This window comes from Pelagerythrobacter marensis (assembly GCF_036700095.1).
GTDB lineage: Bacteria > Pseudomonadota > Alphaproteobacteria > Sphingomonadales > Sphingomonadaceae > Pelagerythrobacter > Pelagerythrobacter marensis_A.
On record NZ_CP144918.1, the window covers coordinates 561,225 to 578,116 of the forward strand.

Here is a 16,892-nt window from a genome sequence, read left to right on the forward strand (position 1 = left end):
CGCGCGGTCAGACGTGGCGGGCGCGCAGGGCGATGATCATTCCCCCCAGGCCCAGCACGGCCCCTGCCACGGCGAGCGGCGACCAGGCGTATCCTTCCACCAGGGTCGAGATCAGCATGGCGACCACGATCACCAGAACCCCGTTATAGGCCGCCCTGCCCGCGCCGATCTGCCGGACGATGGTGTAGTAGAGCGGAAAGGTCACGACGGAACCGGCAATGGCAAGCCAGACCGTCCCCGCCCAGAACGCCGGCGCGGCGGGGATCACGGGCGGGCCGGCCAGGATCCATGCGATCGCGACGTCGAACCCGGTGCCGTAGAGCATCGACCAGGCCAGAAGGCTCGCCATCGGCAGCGCGCGGCCCGTCTCGTTGGCCTGGATGACGTTGGCGATCGAGGCGGACAGGATACCGCCCACGGCCAGCGCCACGCCCAGCAGGACGCTGCCGCCCAGCGGCGAGAGACGCGCCTCGTGCAGCAGCAGCAGCGCGATCCCGGCGATCGCGACCGCGCTGCCGGCGAGGAAGCGCGGAGTCACCTGCTGGCCGAGCAGCCAGCGGCCGAAGAGCGCGTTGGGCACCATCAGCATGCCGAACATGACCGCGACGACGCCGGACGTCAGGTGCAGCTCCGCCCGATAGACGAAATTGAAATTGCCGCAGAACTGGGTCAGCCCCACGGCCAGCGCAAGCAGGTGCCCCGCCCGGCCGACGACCAGCGAGCGCCGCATCGCCAGCGCCACGACGAACATCGCCGGGGTGGCGATAGCGAAGCGATAGGCGACCGACCAGCTCGGCGGAACGTCGTGAATCTGGCCTGTGATGACATACCAGGTCGAGCCCCAGATCAGGGCCACGATCAGGAACGGCAGCGCGATCCGCAGGCGCAGGAGCGCGTGCGGCGGCGCGCCGTTTGCAGGGTTGCTCACAGGCCGGAAATCGCGCGGGCGAGCGCGGAGACGGCATTCGGGTCGCTGTTCCACGCCGTCACGAACCGGGCGGCATCCCGCCCCCAGTCATAGAATCCGAAACCCTGCGCGCGCAGCACGGTCCGCTCCTGCTCCGTCAGGCGGACGAACAGCTCGTTCGCCTCCACCGGGTGCATCAGCCGGTCGCCGCACGCGGCGGCGATTTCGCGGGCGGCGGTATTGGCCGCGCGCGCGTTGTCCAGCCACAGACCGTCCTCGATCATCGCCAGGACTTGCGCGGCAAGGAAACGGCCCTTCGATTGCAGATGTCCCGCCCTCTTGCGGCGATAGCGGGCGAGGTCGGCGGCGGCGGGATCGAAGAAGACCACGGCTTCCGCGCTCATCGCGCCGTTCTTGATACAGCCGAAGCTCAAGGCGTCGGCCGGCCCCGCCGCCGCCGCCGCCGAACAGCCGAGGAAGGCAACCGCATTGGCAAAGCGCGCACCGTCGACATGCAGGCCCAGCCCGCGTTCGCGCGCCAGGCCGGCGATCGCAGCCAGTTCGTCAGGGCGGTAGCAAAGGCCGTATTCGCTTGCCTGAGTGACCGAGATCGCATGGGGCTGCACCTGGTGGACATCGTCGCGGATCGGATCGATCGCCGTGCGAATGGTGCCGGGATCGAGCTTCGCCCCCTCCCCGCCGGCAAGGATCAGCTTGGCTCCGTGGAGGTAGAACCCCGGCGCGCCGCCCTCGTCCATCTCGATATGGGCTTCGCTGTGGCACACGACGCCCCCGTGCGGCTGCACCAGCGTTGCAAGCGCAAGGCAGTTCGCCGCGGTCCCGGTCGCAACCCAGATCGCCGCACACTCGCGCCCGAACAGTTCGCCGAAGGCATCGTCCAGCCGATGCGACAGCCGGTCGCCGTCGTAAGGGGCGTCGGCCGCATCGGCGGCGCGCATCGCGTCCCACACGCGCGGGTGGACGGCGGCGGCATTGTCGGACAGGAACTGCATTGCGGAACGCGTCTAGACGCCGCAGCGTTGAGCGCAAGAAGGAGCGCATGCGATGACTGTCGAAGGCCTCGAAATCACGCGCCACCCCGGGCCGGGCGCGGAACCGGTCCATGGCGAATACCGCGCCCGCGTGCCCGGCAGCGACCATGTCGGGCGCCTGACCTGGAAAGCGCGCGGGAATGCGCGGATCGCCGATCACACGCTTGTGCCCCCCGAAATCGGGGGACGCGGCGTCGCTGCCGAACTGGTCAAGGCGCTGGTCGCGGACGCGCGGGAGGAAGGATTCACGATCGTTCCGCAATGTTCCTATGTCGAGGCGCAGTTTCGCCGGCATCCCGAGTGGAGCGAGCTTCTCGCGCCAACGCCGTCCTGAGTCGGATCGGGCGCTCAAGTCGCTTTCATCGCGACGGCACCGGCCCGCTTCAGCCTTTGTCGAAACGTCAGCCCAGCTGCGAGAAATCGCGCGCGCAGATGCTGTCCAGAATCGCCTCGCGCAGCGCTCGTGCACGCGCGAGGGGGATCCCGACAATCTCCAGCTTGCCCCCGGCAAGGCCCAGGTGCAGCGCGGCATAGCCACGCCGCCGCGCGATCGGCCCCTGGGCGATTTCGGCCGAGTGCAGCTTGACCCGGCTGGCCACGTCGGTTCGCGGCGCAAGCCATCCCCGGCGCGAATAGAGCCAGGTATCGTCGATCGCGTGCCGCTCGAACCGCCAGAGAACCCATTGCCAGGCCGCCAACGCGCCGCCCAGCGCCAGCGGCACCAGCGCGAGAAGCGGGCTGGCCGCGCCGCTGGCCGATAGCGAGGGGAAGACGGCAAGGGCGACAGCGGCGGCCAGTGCGCCGGCCAGCAGCGCGCTGTCGAACCGGTAGCGGACGCTCGCGCGGTGCCAGTCGAGCTGTTCGGTCGGCATGGCGAATCCCGCCGCCTGCACGATCGGCGCCAGCTCGTTCCAGCGCGCGAACGGTGCGACATCGTGGCTCGCCGCGCCGGCATCCTGCGCCAGGCTGACGAACTTGAGCCCGTGCCACCCGAAGCGCCGCCGGATCAGGCCGGTGCGGAACTTGAGCGCCTGAACCCGATGCACGGGCATGACCACGTCCGTCCGGGTCAGCAGCCCCCGGCGGCGGCGGAAGCCCTTGGCGGTGCGTTCGAGCACGAAGCCCCATTCGCGCAGCACGGTGCGGACAAGCCCGGTGGCGATGCCGAGCGCGACCAGCGAAGCCACCGCCAGCGCGCCGCCCACGATCTGCGCGGTCGGGCCGAGGCCGGAAAGCCACGATCCCGGACCGGCCAGCCGCTCCTCCCACTGGTCGAAATCCCACAGGTCGAACGGCAGGAGGAAATCGAACTGCTGCGCCGCGCCCGCCACGACGGCCACCACTGCGAGCGAGAATTCGAACAGTCCGAAAACGAAAATCCTGCGCGGCCCCATCGAAAACAGCGGCGCGGCGGCGCCCGCCGTCTCTTCCTGCCTCGATTCGCCCGACGTCGATTCGCCGGATATGCTTTCGGCGTCCCTGCGCGCACGGACGACTTCGCGCAGACGTTCGCCTTCGGCCTCGCGCAGGAAGGACAGCGTGAGTTCGTCCTTGCCCCCGGCGCCGGTTTCGAAGCGCACTTCGACCAGGCCGAAAAGGCGGGCGAGCGGTCCCTGTTCGAGGCTGACGTCCTGGATTCGGTCGTAGGGTACCGAACGCGCCGCGCGGCTCAGCACGCCGCTCTCGACCCGAATGTCCTCGGCGCCGACGCGATAGGTCAGGCGCCGCCATTGAAGCCAGGCGACCGCGAGCGTCACGGCCAGCATGAGCAGGGCCAGCGGGATCACGGCAAGCAGCCAGCGCCCCTCGTCGCGCAGGACGAAAGCGGCCGCGATGACGGCGGGAACGATCTGGCGCAGGCCGGTGACCGCATGGAGGACGAGTCCCACCGGCTCCGTCCGGCGCTCGCGCACGTCCCCCGCGTCGCTATCTGCCACGTCGGGCACGGTCACATCGTGTCGCGCCGGATGCGCGCGCGGATCGTTTCGCGCATCGCCCGCGCATCGCTCTCGGCAAGCCCGGGCAGCGCGACCGAGGCGTTGTGGTTGCCGGCGGTGTGCAGGGTGAGCGTGGCGAGGCCGTAAGCACGCTCGAGCGGCCCCTGGTCGACGTCGATATGCTGGACCCGGCCGAACGGAACCACCGTGTCCGAACGGAACAGAATGCCGCGCACGACCCGCAGCCGGTCCTCACCCATGACATAGCCGCGCGCTGCATAGCGGCGCAGCGGGACACGTATGACAAGGAAGGCGGCGACCAGCAGGACCGGCCCTATGAAAGCGCCGGTCGGCAGAACATCAACCGTTTCGAGCACGAGCGAGCCGATCACGAACGGCACTGCCGCGATCGAGGCCGCGATCCGCATGACCTTGACATGATTCGGGTGCAGCGCGGTCAGCTCTTCGCTCTCTTCCATGGTGGATTACATGGATAAGACGGTCGCCAAGGGCAAGAGACTGTTTTCGCTTCAGGTCAGGCCGAGCGGCTGAAAGGCGCCGGGCCATCGCCTCGTTGACAGCGTGGGACAACTGCGCCACGAAATGATGAATGGCTCGCGGGAACAAGCGTTCGACAATCGTCGATGTCGCCAAGCTGGCGGAAGTCTCGCCCAAAAGTGTGTCCCGCGTGTTCAACAACGAACCGCACATCACCCCGGCACTGCGCAAGAAGGTTCTGCGCGCGGCGGAACAGCTCAACTATCACCCCAATGTCATGGCGCAGGGGCTGGTGCGGCGCCAATCCTATCTTATCGGGCTGGTCTATGAAAAGCCCAGCCCGAGCTATGTCGTCGAGCTGCAGCGCGGCGCGCTGGAACGGCTGCATGGCGAACGCTACCGGCTGATCGTGCTGCCGGTCGAATCGGTCGGCGATCACCCGAACGACGTGGTGGACACGATCCGTTCGGCCGCGCTCGACGGGGTCATTCTTGCCCCGCCCGCGGCTGATCACCCGGTTGTGCTCGATGGGTTGGTCCAGGCCCGCATTCCCTTTGCCCGCATCACCCCGCAATCGCGTGAAGGTCTTGGCCTGGCGACGACGATGGACGGCCTCGCCGCCGCGCGTGAGATTGCCGAGCACGTCATAGGCTATGGTCACAGGCGTATCGCGATCATCAAGGGCGACCCGGACCACCCGGTCAGCGCGCAGCGACTGATTGCCTATCGTGCGGCCTTTGAGGAGGCGGGGATCGAATATCTTCCCGAACTGGTCGAGGCGGGCGACTTCAGCTTCGAATCCGGCTACGAGGCGACCAAGCGGATCCTCTCGCGAAAATTGCGCCCGACCGCCATCCTCGCGCAGAACGACGACATGGCCGTGGGCGCAATTTCGGCCGCGCGGGAGCTTGGTTTCGAGGTGCCGGACGATCTCAGCGTGGCAGGGTTCGACGATTCCGAAATCGCGCGCGTGGTCTGGCCGCGGCTAACCACAGTGCGCCAGCCGGTCGTGGAAATGGCCCATACCGCTGCGGACATGTTGATACGGCAGCTCGCCGGCGAAGACCCTGGGCCCACCGTGGTCCACGCGCATAGCCTGATCGAACGACTGACCGTAGCGTCACCGCCAGCCGAAACGTGAACCTGGCCCGCTCAGTTGTCGGCTGAGACGGGAAAGAGCAATGGCGGCCATTGCCAGCAAGGGCCGCCATTACTCTTTCGGGACGACGCGGATATCAGAAGGTGAATTTGACCCCGCCGTAGATCCGCCGCGAGCCGGATTGATAACGGAAGGGCAGTTCAGGGAACTGCAGATAGACGCTGGCATTCGCCTTGGTGATATTGATCGCCTCGGCAAAAACCTCGAAATTGTCGGTCAGCTGGTAGCTGATCTGACCATCGAGCTGGCCGTAGGATTTCTGGTAGATCCCCAGCGTCCGCGTGACCGATCCGTCGGCAAAGCTGAAATTGCCCATGTACTGCTTCGAACGCCAGGAGTACGACGCGCGAGCGGCAAAGCCCGAGTGTTCGAAATAGACCTGACCGTTGGCCGAATGCTTCGACACCCCGGGCAGTGGCAGGTTGTCGCTGAAATCGGTGCTGAAGTCGGTTTCGGTGTCCGAGAATGTATAGTTCGCGGTGAAGCCCAGACCGAAATCGAACGCATACTGCGCCGCCAGCTCCAGGCCCCTGACCCGTCCGCCCGAGCCGTTGGCCGGTTGCGACACCGGACCCATGCGCCCGCCGCCCTGATCGTTGACGAAGACCGTGACGGTTTCGTTGACGATGAAGCTGTCCACTTCCTTCCAGAACAGCCCTGCCGAAAGCAGTCCCTGATTGCCGAAATAGTGTTCGAAGCCCAGATCGAACTGATAGGCGCGGAAGGGATCCAGCTCCGCGTTACCGCGCTTGCCGTTGGTGAACTTGAACAGGTCGTCCGCCGGGTCGCGGGTGAACGTGGTCGAAAACCCTTCGCCCAGCGAAACCAGCGGCTGGCGGGCGACGACCCGCGCGGCGGAAAAGCGAACCTTGCTGCCCTCTGCCACGTCGAACACCGCGTTCGCGCTCGGCAGGAAATCGGTATAGCTGCGGACGATGGTATTGGTCGTGTAATCGCGCAGCACGCCGTTCCAGCTGTCGGTGCCCCAATAGCTCGGATCGGCATTGGCCGGCTGGTTCTGGTCCACTGTCAGGTTAGTGTTGACGACCCGCAAGCCCACGTTGACGTGGTAGGAATCGTCCAGCCCGCCCAGGTCGACCATGACATAGCCCGACTTGGTCTCCTCCTTCACCCGATAGCTCTGCAGCGGATCTTCGAAGAAGGTAAAGGGCGTATCCGGATAGAGCGCCTGAATCCATTCGAGGGCGTTCGTCATTTGCGAACGGTCGGCGACCAGGACCGTATCGCCCTGGATCCGGCCCCCGCCGGCGAAGTTGCGGATCGCTTCCATCCGCTCGGGATTGCTCACCAGGGTTTGATACGGCGTGATCAGCGCAGGCGAATTGCCGAAACGGGTGCAACCGGCGAATGCCGCAGGCTTGTTGGATTCGGGCAAGTCGCAGATCTTGTAGCCGATCGCCCCATCCTGGAAATAGCCATAGGGCGTCCAGTTGTAAGAATAGCCGTCCACACGCTCATCTTCGGGAATCGCGGTGGCATCGAGCTCGCCCTTGCCGCTGTAATCGGCGAGATAGCGGCCCGAGACGAAATCGACCGTGCGCTGGCCATAGCGGAAGCCCGCGCTGAGCGTGATCGTGTCTTCGAAACCGTCGGCGACATCATAAGCGAAATCGCCGCGGATCGAATGGCCGTCGATGTCGGAACGATCGCCGAAGGCCCAGTGCGATTTGAAGAAGCCGTAATCGGGATTGCTGAACAGATCCTGCGGGCTGCCGGGCGCAATGCCGAAGCTGGGGAAATCGCCGTTGGTGTAAGTGAAATCGAATGTCGGCGGGGCGTCCGCATTCGGCGTGAAGCCGGGTTGCGGCCCGGAAGTACCCGGCCCGCGCACGCCATAGGCAGTGTACCGCACGTCATTGTTGGCGACTTCGCGCTTCATGCTCGACGATGCATAGTTGGCCATGACAGATGCGCGGAAATTGGTGTCGTTGTCCCATTCCAGCGCGAACTGCACGTTGTCCGATTTGATTTTCGACACGTCGACGAACGAAATCGCCTCGGCCGACTGGGCGCGCACGGTGCCTTCGGTCAGGACGCCGTTTTCGTTGATCGAATAGTCGCCGACCAGCCCCTGCGATTCGCCCTGCCCGAACGGGAATTTGACCGACGCTTCGCGCGTGTCGATCTTCATGTCGGAATGGAAATACTGCGCACTGACTTCCAGCGTATCGGTCGGGCGATAGGTAATCCCCAGCGATGTGCCCCAACGCCGGCGATACTGGTCGCGATCGGTGACGTAACGATACTCGGGCGCGTAATAGTTGGTCGGCACGGTTGCCGTGTCGCGCCGCCCCTCGTCAAACGCCCAGTTGCCGCGATTGTCACCGCCCAGCACGTTGACGTGATTGTTGGTCTTTTCATAGCTGAAAGAGGCGATGACGCCGAGCCGGTCGTTGAAATTGTAGCCGAGGACGGCCGCACCCGCCGGCTCCCAGCCGGAGATTTCGCTGCCCTTGCTCATCTTCGCATTGCCCGCCAGCGTCAGGCCGGACTTCAGATTGAGCGGATTGCGCGTCTTGAGATTGACGATGCCGCCGAGCCCGCCTTCAAGCAGGGAGGCATTGGGCGATTTGAACACTTCGATCCCGCCGATCAGTTCGGAAGGCACGCCTTCGAGACTGTCGTAACGGTTATAGTTCCCCTCGCCGACCTTGTAGACTTCCAGGCCGCTGACGAAGAGCTCGCCATTCAGCAGCGTGACATTTTGCTCAAGCCCGCGGATGCGCACTTTGGAACCCTGGCCGTTCTCGCGGTCGATCTGGATGCCCGGCAGGCGCTGCAACGATTCGGCCACGTTCTGGTCGGGGAACTTGCCGATATCTTCCGCTGTAACCGATTCGATGATCAGGTTCGATTCGCGCTTGGCATTCAGCGCACTTTCCAGCGAGGCTCTGAAGCCGGTGACGACGATAACGTTTTCGCCCGCTTCCTCGCTTGCCGCCTGCCCGGTGTCGGTCGCATCCTGGGCCTGCGCGAAGGCCGGTGCGGAGCCGGCACCCAATGCCAGTACCGATGCGGCGGCCAAAAACGTCGACCGGTTGCGTAAAATTCCGCTGTGCATTTCAGTATCCTCCCCAAAACCGCATCTTCGCGTGCGGATCTTTCGTGGTGTGCCAATCCCCTGCCCCGACTCGGAGAGCAGTCGACCTGACGTGACTTTACTGGTTGCATATTTCTGTCAACGTTGTCAAACATCATGCGTCGTTTGGCAAAAAATCGCGCTTTTCCGCGGAGTTTCTGTCAAGGTTGTCAGACTCAGTCGAGACGCAAAACGCGCCGGCTGGAGCCGTATGGGATGGGATCTATGCTTTCGAAAATGCTTCTTTTGTCGGCGGCTGCAGCCGCACTCGCAGTGCCGGCCCCCTCCTTCGCCCAGGCCCGCGATACGGCAATCGACCATCCAGGCGAAGCCACCATCCATCCCGAGCAATGGCCCGAAGTCGCCTTTCCAAAGGTACTGACCGAGGAAGGCGAAGCGCATGTGCAGGCGCTGCTCGCGCAGATGACGCTCAGGCAGAAGGTGGGCCAGATCATCCAGGCCGATATCGCCAGCGTGACGCCCGAGGAAGTGCGCGAATACCGCCTCGGGTCGGTACTCAACGGCGGCAATTCAGGGCCCTGGGGCGACGATCTCGCCCCGGCGGCGAAGTGGCTCGAACTCGCCGATGCGTTCTACGACGCTTCGATGGACGTGCCCCCCGGCGAACCCGCGATCCCGATCGTATGGGGCACAGATGCGGTGCACGGGCACAGCAACATCGTCGGCGCGACCATATTTCCGCACAACGTCGGGCTCGGCGCCGCTCGCGATCCCGAACTGATCGAGCGCATCGGGCAAGTCACTGCGGTCGAGATTCGCGTAACCGGTCAGGAATGGACCTTCGCCCCCACCGTGGCCGTGCCGCAGGATTATCGCTGGGGCCGCGCCTACGAAGGTTACTCCTCCGATCCCGCGCTGGTCGCCGCCTATGTCGGCAGCATGATTCGCGGGTTGCAGGGGCCGCCTTCGGTCGCGCCGATCCTTGCCGGGCCGCACGTGGCCGCCTCCACCAAGCACTACCTCGCCGATGGCGCCACCACCGATGGCAAGGACCAGGGCGACGCGGCGATTTCCGAACTCGAGCTACGGCTGGTGCATGGCGCGCCCTATATTCCCGCAATAGAGAACGGCGTCGCCACGATAATGACCAGTTTTTCCAGCTGGAACGGGGTCAAGCTGTCGGCCCATCGCGGACTTGTGACCGACGTGCTGAAAGGGCGCATGAACTTCGGCGGTCTGGTCGTCACAGACTGGAATGCGCACGGGCAGGTGGCAGGCTGCAGCAACGCCAGCTGTCCCAAGGCAATCAATGCCGGAATCGACATGCTGATGGCGCCCGACAGCTGGCGCAACCTTTACGACAGCACGCTGTCGCAGGTCCGCGACGGCACGATTTCCATGGAACGGCTGGACGATGCTGTGGCGCGTGTGTTGCGCGTCAAACAACGGCTGGGCCTGTTCGAAATGGGCAAACCTTCGCAGCGCGCGCTGTCCGGGCGGTACGAACTGCTAGGCGCGGCAGACCATCGCGCCGTCGCGCGTGAGGCTGTGCGCAAGTCACTGGTCCTGCTGAAGAACACCGGCGTCCTGCCGCTCAGGGCCGATGCCCGAATCCTCGTCGCCGGCGACGCGGCCGACGATATCGCGCGCCAGTCGGGCGGATGGACGCTGAGCTGGCAGGGAACCGGGCTCGACAACGGCCTGTTTCCGGGCGCGACTTCACTGTGGGACGGCATCGAACAGGCGGTCACGTCCGCCGGGGGCAGTGCTGAACTCTCTGTCGAGGGTGAATATACCGCACGTCCCGACGCGGCGATCGTCGTCTTCGGCGAAACGCCCTACGCGGAGTTTCAGGGCGACATCGCTTCACTGCAATTGCGCCCCGAGCTGCGCCAACCGATCGCGACGATGCGGCGCCTGAAGGAAGAAGGCATTCCCGTGGTCGCCGTGATGATCACCGGTCGCCCGCTTTATGTGAACGAGGCGCTCAATGTCGCTGACGCCTTCATTACCGCCTGGCTGCCGGGGTCGGAGGGAGGCGGGGTGGCCGATGTGATGTTCGCCGGGGCTGGCGGTGAACCGGTCCACGATTTCCAGGGCCGGCTGCCAGCGGCGTGGCCCGCCAGCGCGCGGCATGATGGGGAAACGCTGTTCCCCTTCGGTTATGGCCTGCGCTACGCGGATGGACCGGGCGCATGGACGCCCTTGCCGGAAGACAGCGGCGTAAGCGACGATGGCAGCGACGGGGGCGTGTTTTTCGAGCGCGGCCTCCCCGCATCGTCCTGGTCGCTCACCGTGTCGCGTGCCGATGGCGGCGAATCGCTGCGTGTGACCACCGTTCCCGCGGAAGCTGTGCAGGGTCGTGTGCGTATCACCGCCACCGATTACGGCGTGCAGGAAGGCGCGCGCAGCTTCGCCATCGATCCCCACCCTGGCGGGACTGCAATCGAGCTCGGCACATTCGATCCGATCGACCTTTCGCGCCAGACCAATGGCGACATGCTGCTTCTCACCACCGTTCGGCTGGACGCTCAGCTTTCGCAGGCACCGCGCATGGCCGTGCGCTGCGAAGGCACGGATTGCAGAGGGGAAGTCCCAATCGCCGAGTTTGGGGCACTGCCTGTCGGAGAATGGCAGACCCTGGGCATCCCCCTCAAGTGCTTCCAGACTGCGGGCGCCGACATGGGCGCGATCAGCGCGCCGTTCCGTCTGACGACGTCGGGCCCGGCACGCTTCAGCCTGGCGCGCGTGGCCTTGGGCAGCCTGTCCGATGTCGATGTCCTTGCCGGTTGCCCGACCGACTGATGCATCTGCCGCGTCTCACTGTACGGCGAAGGCGCGCGGGCGTTCGCGCGCGGCCAAGATCACGACCGCACCAAGGGCCTTGAGCGCAGCGAAGGTCAGCAGCACGGGCGTGAAGTTTTCCGGTGTGGCCAGGTGCCAGACGATCAGCGTCCCGATAATTGCCGGTACGGTATTGGTCAGATTGACCAGACCCAGGTCGCGCCCCCTTCGGTCCGGCCGCGGGAGCAATTGCATCGCGAAAGTGACATGCAGGCTCAGGAACACCGCGGTGCCGGTTGCATAGACGCAGAATGCAATCGCCCCGTGCCAGGCAGTTTCCGCGAATGCCATACCGATCAGGCCCACCGTTCCGACCAGGGCTGCACCGAACAGAAACGGCTTGCGCGTTCCCGCCAGGTCCGACCACCGGCCGATCGCCAGCGCGACCGGCAGGGGAATGATGTAGGAGATCGTCAGCACGCGGCCGACCAGCCCGGCCGCATCGCCTTCGACCTGCGTCAGCGTCTTGAAATAATAGAGCAGGTAGAGCGTCAGGGTCGCGCAGCTTAGCTGGACGAGCAGCCTGGAGATCGACGCGATCACGATGTCGCGCCTCTCCCACGGTACGGCAAGTTCCGGTGCGAGAAATTCCTTCCTGGGGCGCAGTGCCAGCAGCGGGAGGATCAGCGCGAAGGCAGCAGCGGGGACCAGGGCGAACCGGGCCATCTCGACCAGATCGGGTTGCGCCAGAAGTGCGACCGAGAAAGCGGCCGCAACGGGATTGCCCAGTGCCAGCATCCCGCCCGCTATGCCTTTCCGCCTGGCCGGCACTTCTTCCGCGATGATGGCGAAAAGCGGCGCGAGCACTGCGTTGATTGCCGCTTGCGCCAGTGCGACCGCGAGCACCAACTGGGCCGGCGTTCCGGCAAGGCTCAGGCCGATATAGGACAGCGCCAGCGCGACCAGTCCGCCCACTACCCAGCGCCGGCGTCCGCCACCTTTCGTCGCCGAAAGATCGCTGAGCCAGCCGAACAGGATGTTCGCGCCGCTGGCGACAATTCCGCCGACAACCGCTGTCGCCGTCAGCAGGTCGATCTTGGCCAGCTCGTCCAGTGCCTCGACCCTCAGCGGCAGCAGGAGGGTGAACAAGGGAAGATAGGAGACCACACCGCCGGCATTGGCCAGCGCGACTGCCAGAAGGAGCGCCGCCGTGCGCGCGCGGGGCTGGAACCTGTCCATCAGGCTCCCGCCTTGCCGACCATGAAGGCGCAAGGCAATCCGCGGCGGCCTGCCGGGTTCAGCTTGCGGCAGGGCGCCGGGCGTAGATGCCGAACACCGCGATCACCGCATAGCAGGCGGCGGGCAGCGCCAGCGACATGGCGAGGCTGCCACTGAGATCGGCCAGCGCGCCCATGGCCAGCGGGATCACCGCCCCGCCGAAGATCGCGACATTGATGATCCCCGATCCGTCGGCCGCGCGGCTGCCCAGCCGCTCACAGGCGAGCGAGAAAATGGTCGGGAACATGATCGAGTTCATCAGGCCGATCGCCAGCAGGCTATAGGCCGCCAGCGTGCCGTTGCTGTTGGTCGACAGCGCGATCAGCGCGATGGCGCCGACCGCAACCGCGGCGAGGATCTTGCCCGGGCTCACTATGCGCAGCAGCGCCGAGCCTATGAAACGTCCGACCATCGCGCCGCCCCAATAGAGGCTAACCATCCAGCCGATCACGTTCTCGGGCTCGCCCAGCACGTCGTCGAGCATCAGATAGTTGATCACCACCGAACCGATCGCGACCTCGGCGCCGACATAGAGGAAGATGCACAGCGCGCCGAAGCCGAAGCGCGGGCGCTTGAGCAGGTCGAAGCCGGCCAGCGCGCTCGAGGCTTCGTGCTTTTCGCCCTGCAGCCGGTTGCGGAACAGCCACACTGCGCCCGCGACCACGGTGATCGCCACCGCGAGGCCGAGATAGGTCTTCACGATCATCGCCGATTCCGCGGTGCGATAGGCGGCCAGCGCGGCGCCTTCGAAATCCTCCGCCGAGACATCGGCCAGCTTGCCGAGGATCAGCCCCGCGCCGACCAGCGGGAAGACGAAAGTGCCGAAGGAGTTGAACGCCTGCGCGAAGGTCAACCGGCTGTGCGCGGTCTTCTGCGGGCCGAGCAGGCTGATCAGCGGATTGACCACCACCTGCACGATCACCACCCCGCTGGCGAGGATGAACAGCGCCAGCAGGAACAGCGGATAGGTGGCGGTGGTGCTGGCGGGGATGAACAGCAGACAGCCCGCGGTCATCGTCATCAGCCCGGCCACCGCGCCGCGTATATAGCCGATCTTCTTGACCAGCTTGGCCCCCGGAATGCCGATCACCAGATAGGCGGCGAAGAAGCAGAACTGCACCAACATCGCTTGCGTGTAATTGAGCGTGAACAGCTCTTTCAGCTTGGGGATCAGGATATCGTTTAGGCTGGTGATCCCGCCGAAGATGAAGAACAGCGCGAAGACGAAGGGCGGCAGGCTGGGCGCATGGACATGGCCCTCGCCCTCGGCTGGCCCCGGATCGCTTGAGGAGATTTCCTTCGCCGTGATCGCCGCGGAATCCGTTACCACCAACTTCCCTCCCGATACTGGTCCGCCGCCTCTCGTGTGCAGGGTGCCTGTCTCCGGAAATATGAGAGCGAACCTCCATTGTCAACGCTGTCAGACACAAGCCTGCGCCACACAGGAATGCAGCCCTGATCTCTGCGCCGACGGTATCGACAGGCCGCCCGTTTCGACGAATCGCCGCCTTCCGACCCGAGGTCCGGAAACGGCGGCCATCATTAGGCCGCTCGAGAATTTTTCATGGATTGCGACGCTGACATCGCGAGCACCGGGAAGAATGGTGCTGCTGGGGAGGATTGAACTCCCGACCTCACCCTTACCAAGGGTGCGCTCTACCACTGAGCTACAGCAGCGCCTGACAAGGCGGGCGCGCTATTGTCGTGCGCCATACGAAAGTCAAGCCAAGCTTGAGCCTTGGGCGCATTCACGGCAAGACATTTCCATGCCCGACGATCCCGATACCAGGACGACACGCGAAGAACGGCTCGCGGCGAAGCTGCGCGAGAACCTGCGGCGGCGCAAGGCGCAGGCGCGGGCGAGCAAGGGCGCGCAGGTGGGCGATACCGGCGACAGCGGGCTTTCCAATCCGGGCACGAAAAGCTAACCGCACACCCCCACCGATAGAGGAGCTTTCGCTTGCCCACGCTGATCCTAGTCCGTCACGGCCAGAGCCAGTGGAACCTGGAAAACCGTTTCACCGGATGGTGGGACGTGGACCTGACCGAAAAGGGCGTGGCCGAGGCGATCGCGGCGGGCGAGCTGCTGGCGGCGAAAAACGTGCTGCCGACCCGCGCCTTCACCTCGTTGCAGACGCGCGCGATCAAGACGCTGCATCTCGCGCTCGAGGCCTGCGGACGGCTGTGGATTCCCGAAACCAAGGACTGGCGCCTCAACGAACGCCACTATGGCGGGTTGACCGGCCTCGACAAGCAGGAGACGCGCGATCGCCACGGCGACGAGCAGGTCCATATCTGGCGCCGCAGCTTCGACGTGCCGCCCCCGGTGATGGAAGACGGCAGCGACTACGACCTGGCCGCCGATCCGCGCTATGCCGGGATCGAAGTGCCCCGGACGGAAAGCCTGAAGCTGACCATCGAGCGCGTCCTGCCTTACTGGGAAAACGAAATCCTGCCGGTTCTCGCGAGCGGCGAGACCGTGATCGTTTCCGCCCACGGCAATTCGCTGCGCGCGCTGGTCAAGCATCTTTCCGCCATTTCGGACGACGACATCACCGGGCTGGAAATCCCGACCGGCCAGCCGATCGTTTACGAGTTCGACGGCGCAATGAAGCCGGGCGAGCGCCAGTATCTGAAGGACCGCTGAGATGGGCGAGGGGAGCGGAGACGGCGCCGGGCCGAAAGTCGCCATCGTCATGGGCAGCCAGTCCGACTGGCCGACGATGCAATGCACCGCCGACGTGCTCGACGAACTGGGCGTGCCCTACGAGGCGCGGATCGTCTCGGCGCACCGCACGCCCGATCGCATGTATGCTTTCGGCAAGGGGGCCGCGGACGAGGGCTTTGGCGTCATCGTCGCCGGTGCCGGCGGGGCGGCGCACCTGCCGGGAATGCTCAGCGCGCTGACGCACCTGCCGGTGCTGGGCGTGCCCGTCGAATCGAAGGCGCTTTCGGGGCAGGACAGCCTGCTGTCCATCGTGCAGATGCCCGCCGGGGTTCCGACCGGGACGCTGGCGATCGGCAAGGCGGGCGCGACCAACGCCGGCCTGCTCGCGGCCGCGATCCTCGCGCTTGGCGATGCCGGCCTTTCGCGCCGGTTGCAGGACTGGCGCGCCGCGCGCAGCGCCGCGGTGGCGGAGCGGCCCGAAGACGCATGATCCAGCCCGGCGGAACAATCGGCATCCTGGGCGGCGGACAGCTCGGGCGGATGATCGCGATGGCTGCGGCGCAGCTCGGCTATCGCTGCCATGTCTACGAACCGGGGCGCGACAGCGTGGCCGCCGAAGTGAGCGCGCAGTTCACCTGTGCGCCCTGGACCGACGAGGCTGCGCTCGCCCGTTTCGCCGAAAACTGCGACGTGGTGACCTGGGAATTCGAGAACGTGCCGGTCGGCCCGCTGGCCGCGATCGAGCACCTGCTCGCGCCCCATCCCCGTGCGCTCGAAACCGCACAGGATCGGCTGAAGGAAAAGTGCTTCGTCGAAAGCCTCGGCGGCGTGCCCGCTGCCTATGCGCCGGTCGATACGGCGGAGGAGCTGGCCGATGCGGTCGACCGCATCGGCGCGCCGGGCATCCTCAAGACCCGCCGCGATGGATACGACGGCAAGGGTCAATGGCGACTCCGGACCGCGCGCGATGCCGACGCGATCCGCCTGCCGGACGCCCCGACGGTCTACGAGGGCTTTGTCGAGTTCGCGTGCGAATTCTCGGTCATCCTCGTGCGCGGGCGCGACGGCGAGGTGCGCTTCTGGGACAGCCCGGAAAACACCCATGTGGGCGGCATTCTCGCGACTTCGACCCTGCCCGCGAGCGAGATGGTCGTGCAGCAGACGCCGGCCGCGCGCGCGCTGGCGGCCCAAGTGGCCGAGGCGCTGGGATATGTCGGCGTGCTGACGCTGGAATTCTTCGCCACGAACGAAGGCCCGGTGTTCAACGAAATGGCCCCGCGCGTACACAATTCGGGCCACTGGACGATCGAAGGCGCGGCCACCAGCCAGTTCGAGAACCACGTGCGCGCGGTCTGCGGCCTGCCGCTGGGCGACACCGCGACCACCGCCGCCCGGGTCGTGATGACGAATATCATCGGCGAAGACGCGCTCACTGCCCACGGTTGTCTCGGCGACGGCGACGCGCACCTCCACCTTTACGGCAAGCGCCAGGCGCGCGCCGGGCGCAAGATGGGGCACGTGACGCGGATCGCGGCGCGGTGAGGGGCG

The 16,892-nt window shown here is 65.8% G+C and carries 14 protein-coding genes and 1 tRNA gene; 7 read left to right on the top strand and 8 right to left on the bottom strand.

The features are described 5' to 3' along the window. Nucleotides 1-7: 7 nt before the first annotated feature. Complete coding sequence (locus V5F89_RS02620) at nt 8-928, bottom strand: DMT family transporter (RefSeq protein ID WP_338446707.1); 921 nt, start codon at nt 926-928, stop codon at nt 8-10. Then, entirely contained in the window at nt 925-1,920 is a 996-nt protein-coding gene (locus V5F89_RS02625; RefSeq protein ID WP_338446708.1) for a threonine aldolase family protein, read from the bottom strand. The genes V5F89_RS02620 and V5F89_RS02625 overlap by 4 nt, the downstream gene beginning before the upstream one ends. A gap of 52 nt (nt 1,921-1,972) precedes the next feature. Between V5F89_RS02625 and V5F89_RS02630 the strand changes: the two genes are divergently transcribed. After that, the gene (locus V5F89_RS02630) at nt 1,973-2,293 is read left to right on the top strand and encodes a GNAT family N-acetyltransferase (protein WP_338446709.1); all 321 of its coding nucleotides are present in this window, start codon (nt 1,973-1,975) and stop codon (nt 2,291-2,293) included. A 67-nt stretch (nt 2,294-2,360) separates the two neighbouring features. Here the strand turns inward: V5F89_RS02630 and V5F89_RS02635 are convergent, their stop codons facing one another. Continuing rightward, nucleotides 2,361-3,905 carry a PH domain-containing protein gene (locus V5F89_RS02635; protein WP_338446710.1) on the bottom strand — a complete coding sequence of 515 codons (1,545 nt, stop codon included), beginning with the start codon at nt 3,903-3,905 and terminating at the stop codon, nt 2,361-2,363. 2 nt (nt 3,906-3,907) lie between these two features. After that, nucleotides 3,908-4,375 carry a PH domain-containing protein gene (locus V5F89_RS02640; protein WP_338446711.1) on the bottom strand — a complete coding sequence of 156 codons (468 nt, stop codon included), beginning with the start codon at nt 4,373-4,375 and terminating at the stop codon, nt 3,908-3,910. Between the two features lie 131 nt (nt 4,376-4,506). On the opposite strand from V5F89_RS02640, the gene V5F89_RS02645 reads away from it, so the two are divergent. After that, nucleotides 4,507-5,535, top strand: coding sequence for a LacI family DNA-binding transcriptional regulator (locus V5F89_RS02645; protein ID WP_338446712.1), 1,029 nt, complete (start codon nt 4,507-4,509; stop codon nt 5,533-5,535). 94 nt (nt 5,536-5,629) lie between these two features. On the opposite strand, the gene V5F89_RS02650 is transcribed toward V5F89_RS02645, so the two are convergent. After that, nucleotides 5,630-8,635, bottom strand: coding sequence for a TonB-dependent receptor (locus tag V5F89_RS02650; protein WP_338446713.1), 3,006 nt, complete (start codon nt 8,633-8,635; stop codon nt 5,630-5,632). 291 nt (nt 8,636-8,926) lie between these two features. On the opposite strand from V5F89_RS02650, the gene V5F89_RS02655 reads away from it, so the two are divergent. Then, nucleotides 8,927-11,419, top strand: a complete 2,493-nt coding sequence (locus tag V5F89_RS02655; RefSeq protein ID WP_338446714.1) for an exo 1,3/1,4-beta-D-glucan glucohydrolase — start codon at nt 8,927-8,929, stop codon at nt 11,417-11,419. Nucleotides 11,420-11,434: 15 nt separating this feature from the next. Here V5F89_RS02655 and V5F89_RS02660 read toward each other — a convergent pair whose 3' ends face one another. The 3 genes from V5F89_RS02660 to V5F89_RS02670 all read right to left on the bottom strand — a co-directional run bounded on the left by V5F89_RS02660 (nt 11,435) and on the right by V5F89_RS02670 (nt 14,353). Continuing rightward, complete coding sequence (locus V5F89_RS02660) at nt 11,435-12,637, bottom strand: MFS transporter (RefSeq protein WP_338446715.1); 1,203 nt, start codon at nt 12,635-12,637, stop codon at nt 11,435-11,437. Between the two features lie 58 nt (nt 12,638-12,695). Continuing rightward, nucleotides 12,696-13,970, bottom strand: a complete 1,275-nt coding sequence (locus V5F89_RS02665; protein WP_425334379.1) for a sugar MFS transporter — start codon at nt 13,968-13,970, stop codon at nt 12,696-12,698. 308 nt (nt 13,971-14,278) lie between these two features. Continuing rightward, nucleotides 14,279-14,353, bottom strand: a tRNA-Thr gene (locus V5F89_RS02670). 89 nt (nt 14,354-14,442) lie between these two features. Between V5F89_RS02670 and V5F89_RS02675 the strand changes: the two genes are divergently transcribed. The 4 genes from V5F89_RS02675 to V5F89_RS02690 are packed head-to-tail and all read left to right on the top strand — an operon-like array spanning nt 14,443 to nt 16,886. Continuing rightward, a complete protein-coding gene (locus V5F89_RS02675; protein ID WP_338446716.1) occupies nt 14,443-14,604 on the top strand; it encodes a hypothetical protein in 162 nt (53 codons plus the stop codon). Between the two features lie 32 nt (nt 14,605-14,636). Continuing rightward, a complete protein-coding gene (gpmA, locus tag V5F89_RS02680) occupies nt 14,637-15,323 on the top strand; it encodes a 2,3-diphosphoglycerate-dependent phosphoglycerate mutase (RefSeq protein WP_338446717.1) in 687 nt (228 codons plus the stop codon). A gap of 1 nt (nt 15,324) precedes the next feature. Then, nucleotides 15,325-15,834 (top strand): 5-(carboxyamino)imidazole ribonucleotide mutase, encoded by a 510-nt coding sequence (gene purE / locus V5F89_RS02685; RefSeq protein WP_338446718.1) that lies wholly within the window; start codon nt 15,325-15,327, stop codon nt 15,832-15,834. Further along, complete coding sequence (locus V5F89_RS02690) at nt 15,831-16,886, top strand: 5-(carboxyamino)imidazole ribonucleotide synthase (protein ID WP_338446719.1); 1,056 nt, start codon at nt 15,831-15,833, stop codon at nt 16,884-16,886. Before purE ends, V5F89_RS02690 begins: the two co-directional genes overlap by 4 nt. Nucleotides 16,887-16,892: the final 6 nt, after the last annotated feature.

Bases quoted from the DNA above. Each gene is read 5' to 3' on its own strand.
- V5F89_RS02640 (WP_338446711.1), bottom strand. From the start codon at position 4,375: ATGGAAGAGAGCGAAGAGCTGACCGCGCTGCACCCGAATCATGTCAAG.
- V5F89_RS02625 (WP_338446708.1), bottom strand. From the start codon at position 1,920: ATGCAGTTCCTGTCCGACAATGCCGCCGCCGTCCACCCGCGCGTGTGG.
- V5F89_RS02645 (WP_338446712.1), top strand. From the start codon at position 4,507: ATGGCTCGCGGGAACAAGCGTTCGACAATCGTCGATGTCGCCAAGCTG.
- V5F89_RS02690 (WP_338446719.1), top strand. From the start codon at position 15,831: ATGATCCAGCCCGGCGGAACAATCGGCATCCTGGGCGGCGGACAGCTC.
- purE (WP_338446718.1), top strand. From the start codon at position 15,325: ATGGGCGAGGGGAGCGGAGACGGCGCCGGGCCGAAAGTCGCCATCGTC.
- V5F89_RS02630 (WP_338446709.1), top strand. From the start codon at position 1,973: ATGACTGTCGAAGGCCTCGAAATCACGCGCCACCCCGGGCCGGGCGCG.
- V5F89_RS02660 (WP_338446715.1), bottom strand. From the start codon at position 12,637: ATGGACAGGTTCCAGCCCCGCGCGCGCACGGCGGCGCTCCTTCTGGCA.
- V5F89_RS02675 (WP_338446716.1), top strand. From the start codon at position 14,443: ATGCCCGACGATCCCGATACCAGGACGACACGCGAAGAACGGCTCGCG.
- V5F89_RS02650 (WP_338446713.1), bottom strand. From the start codon at position 8,635: ATGCACAGCGGAATTTTACGCAACCGGTCGACGTTTTTGGCCGCCGCA.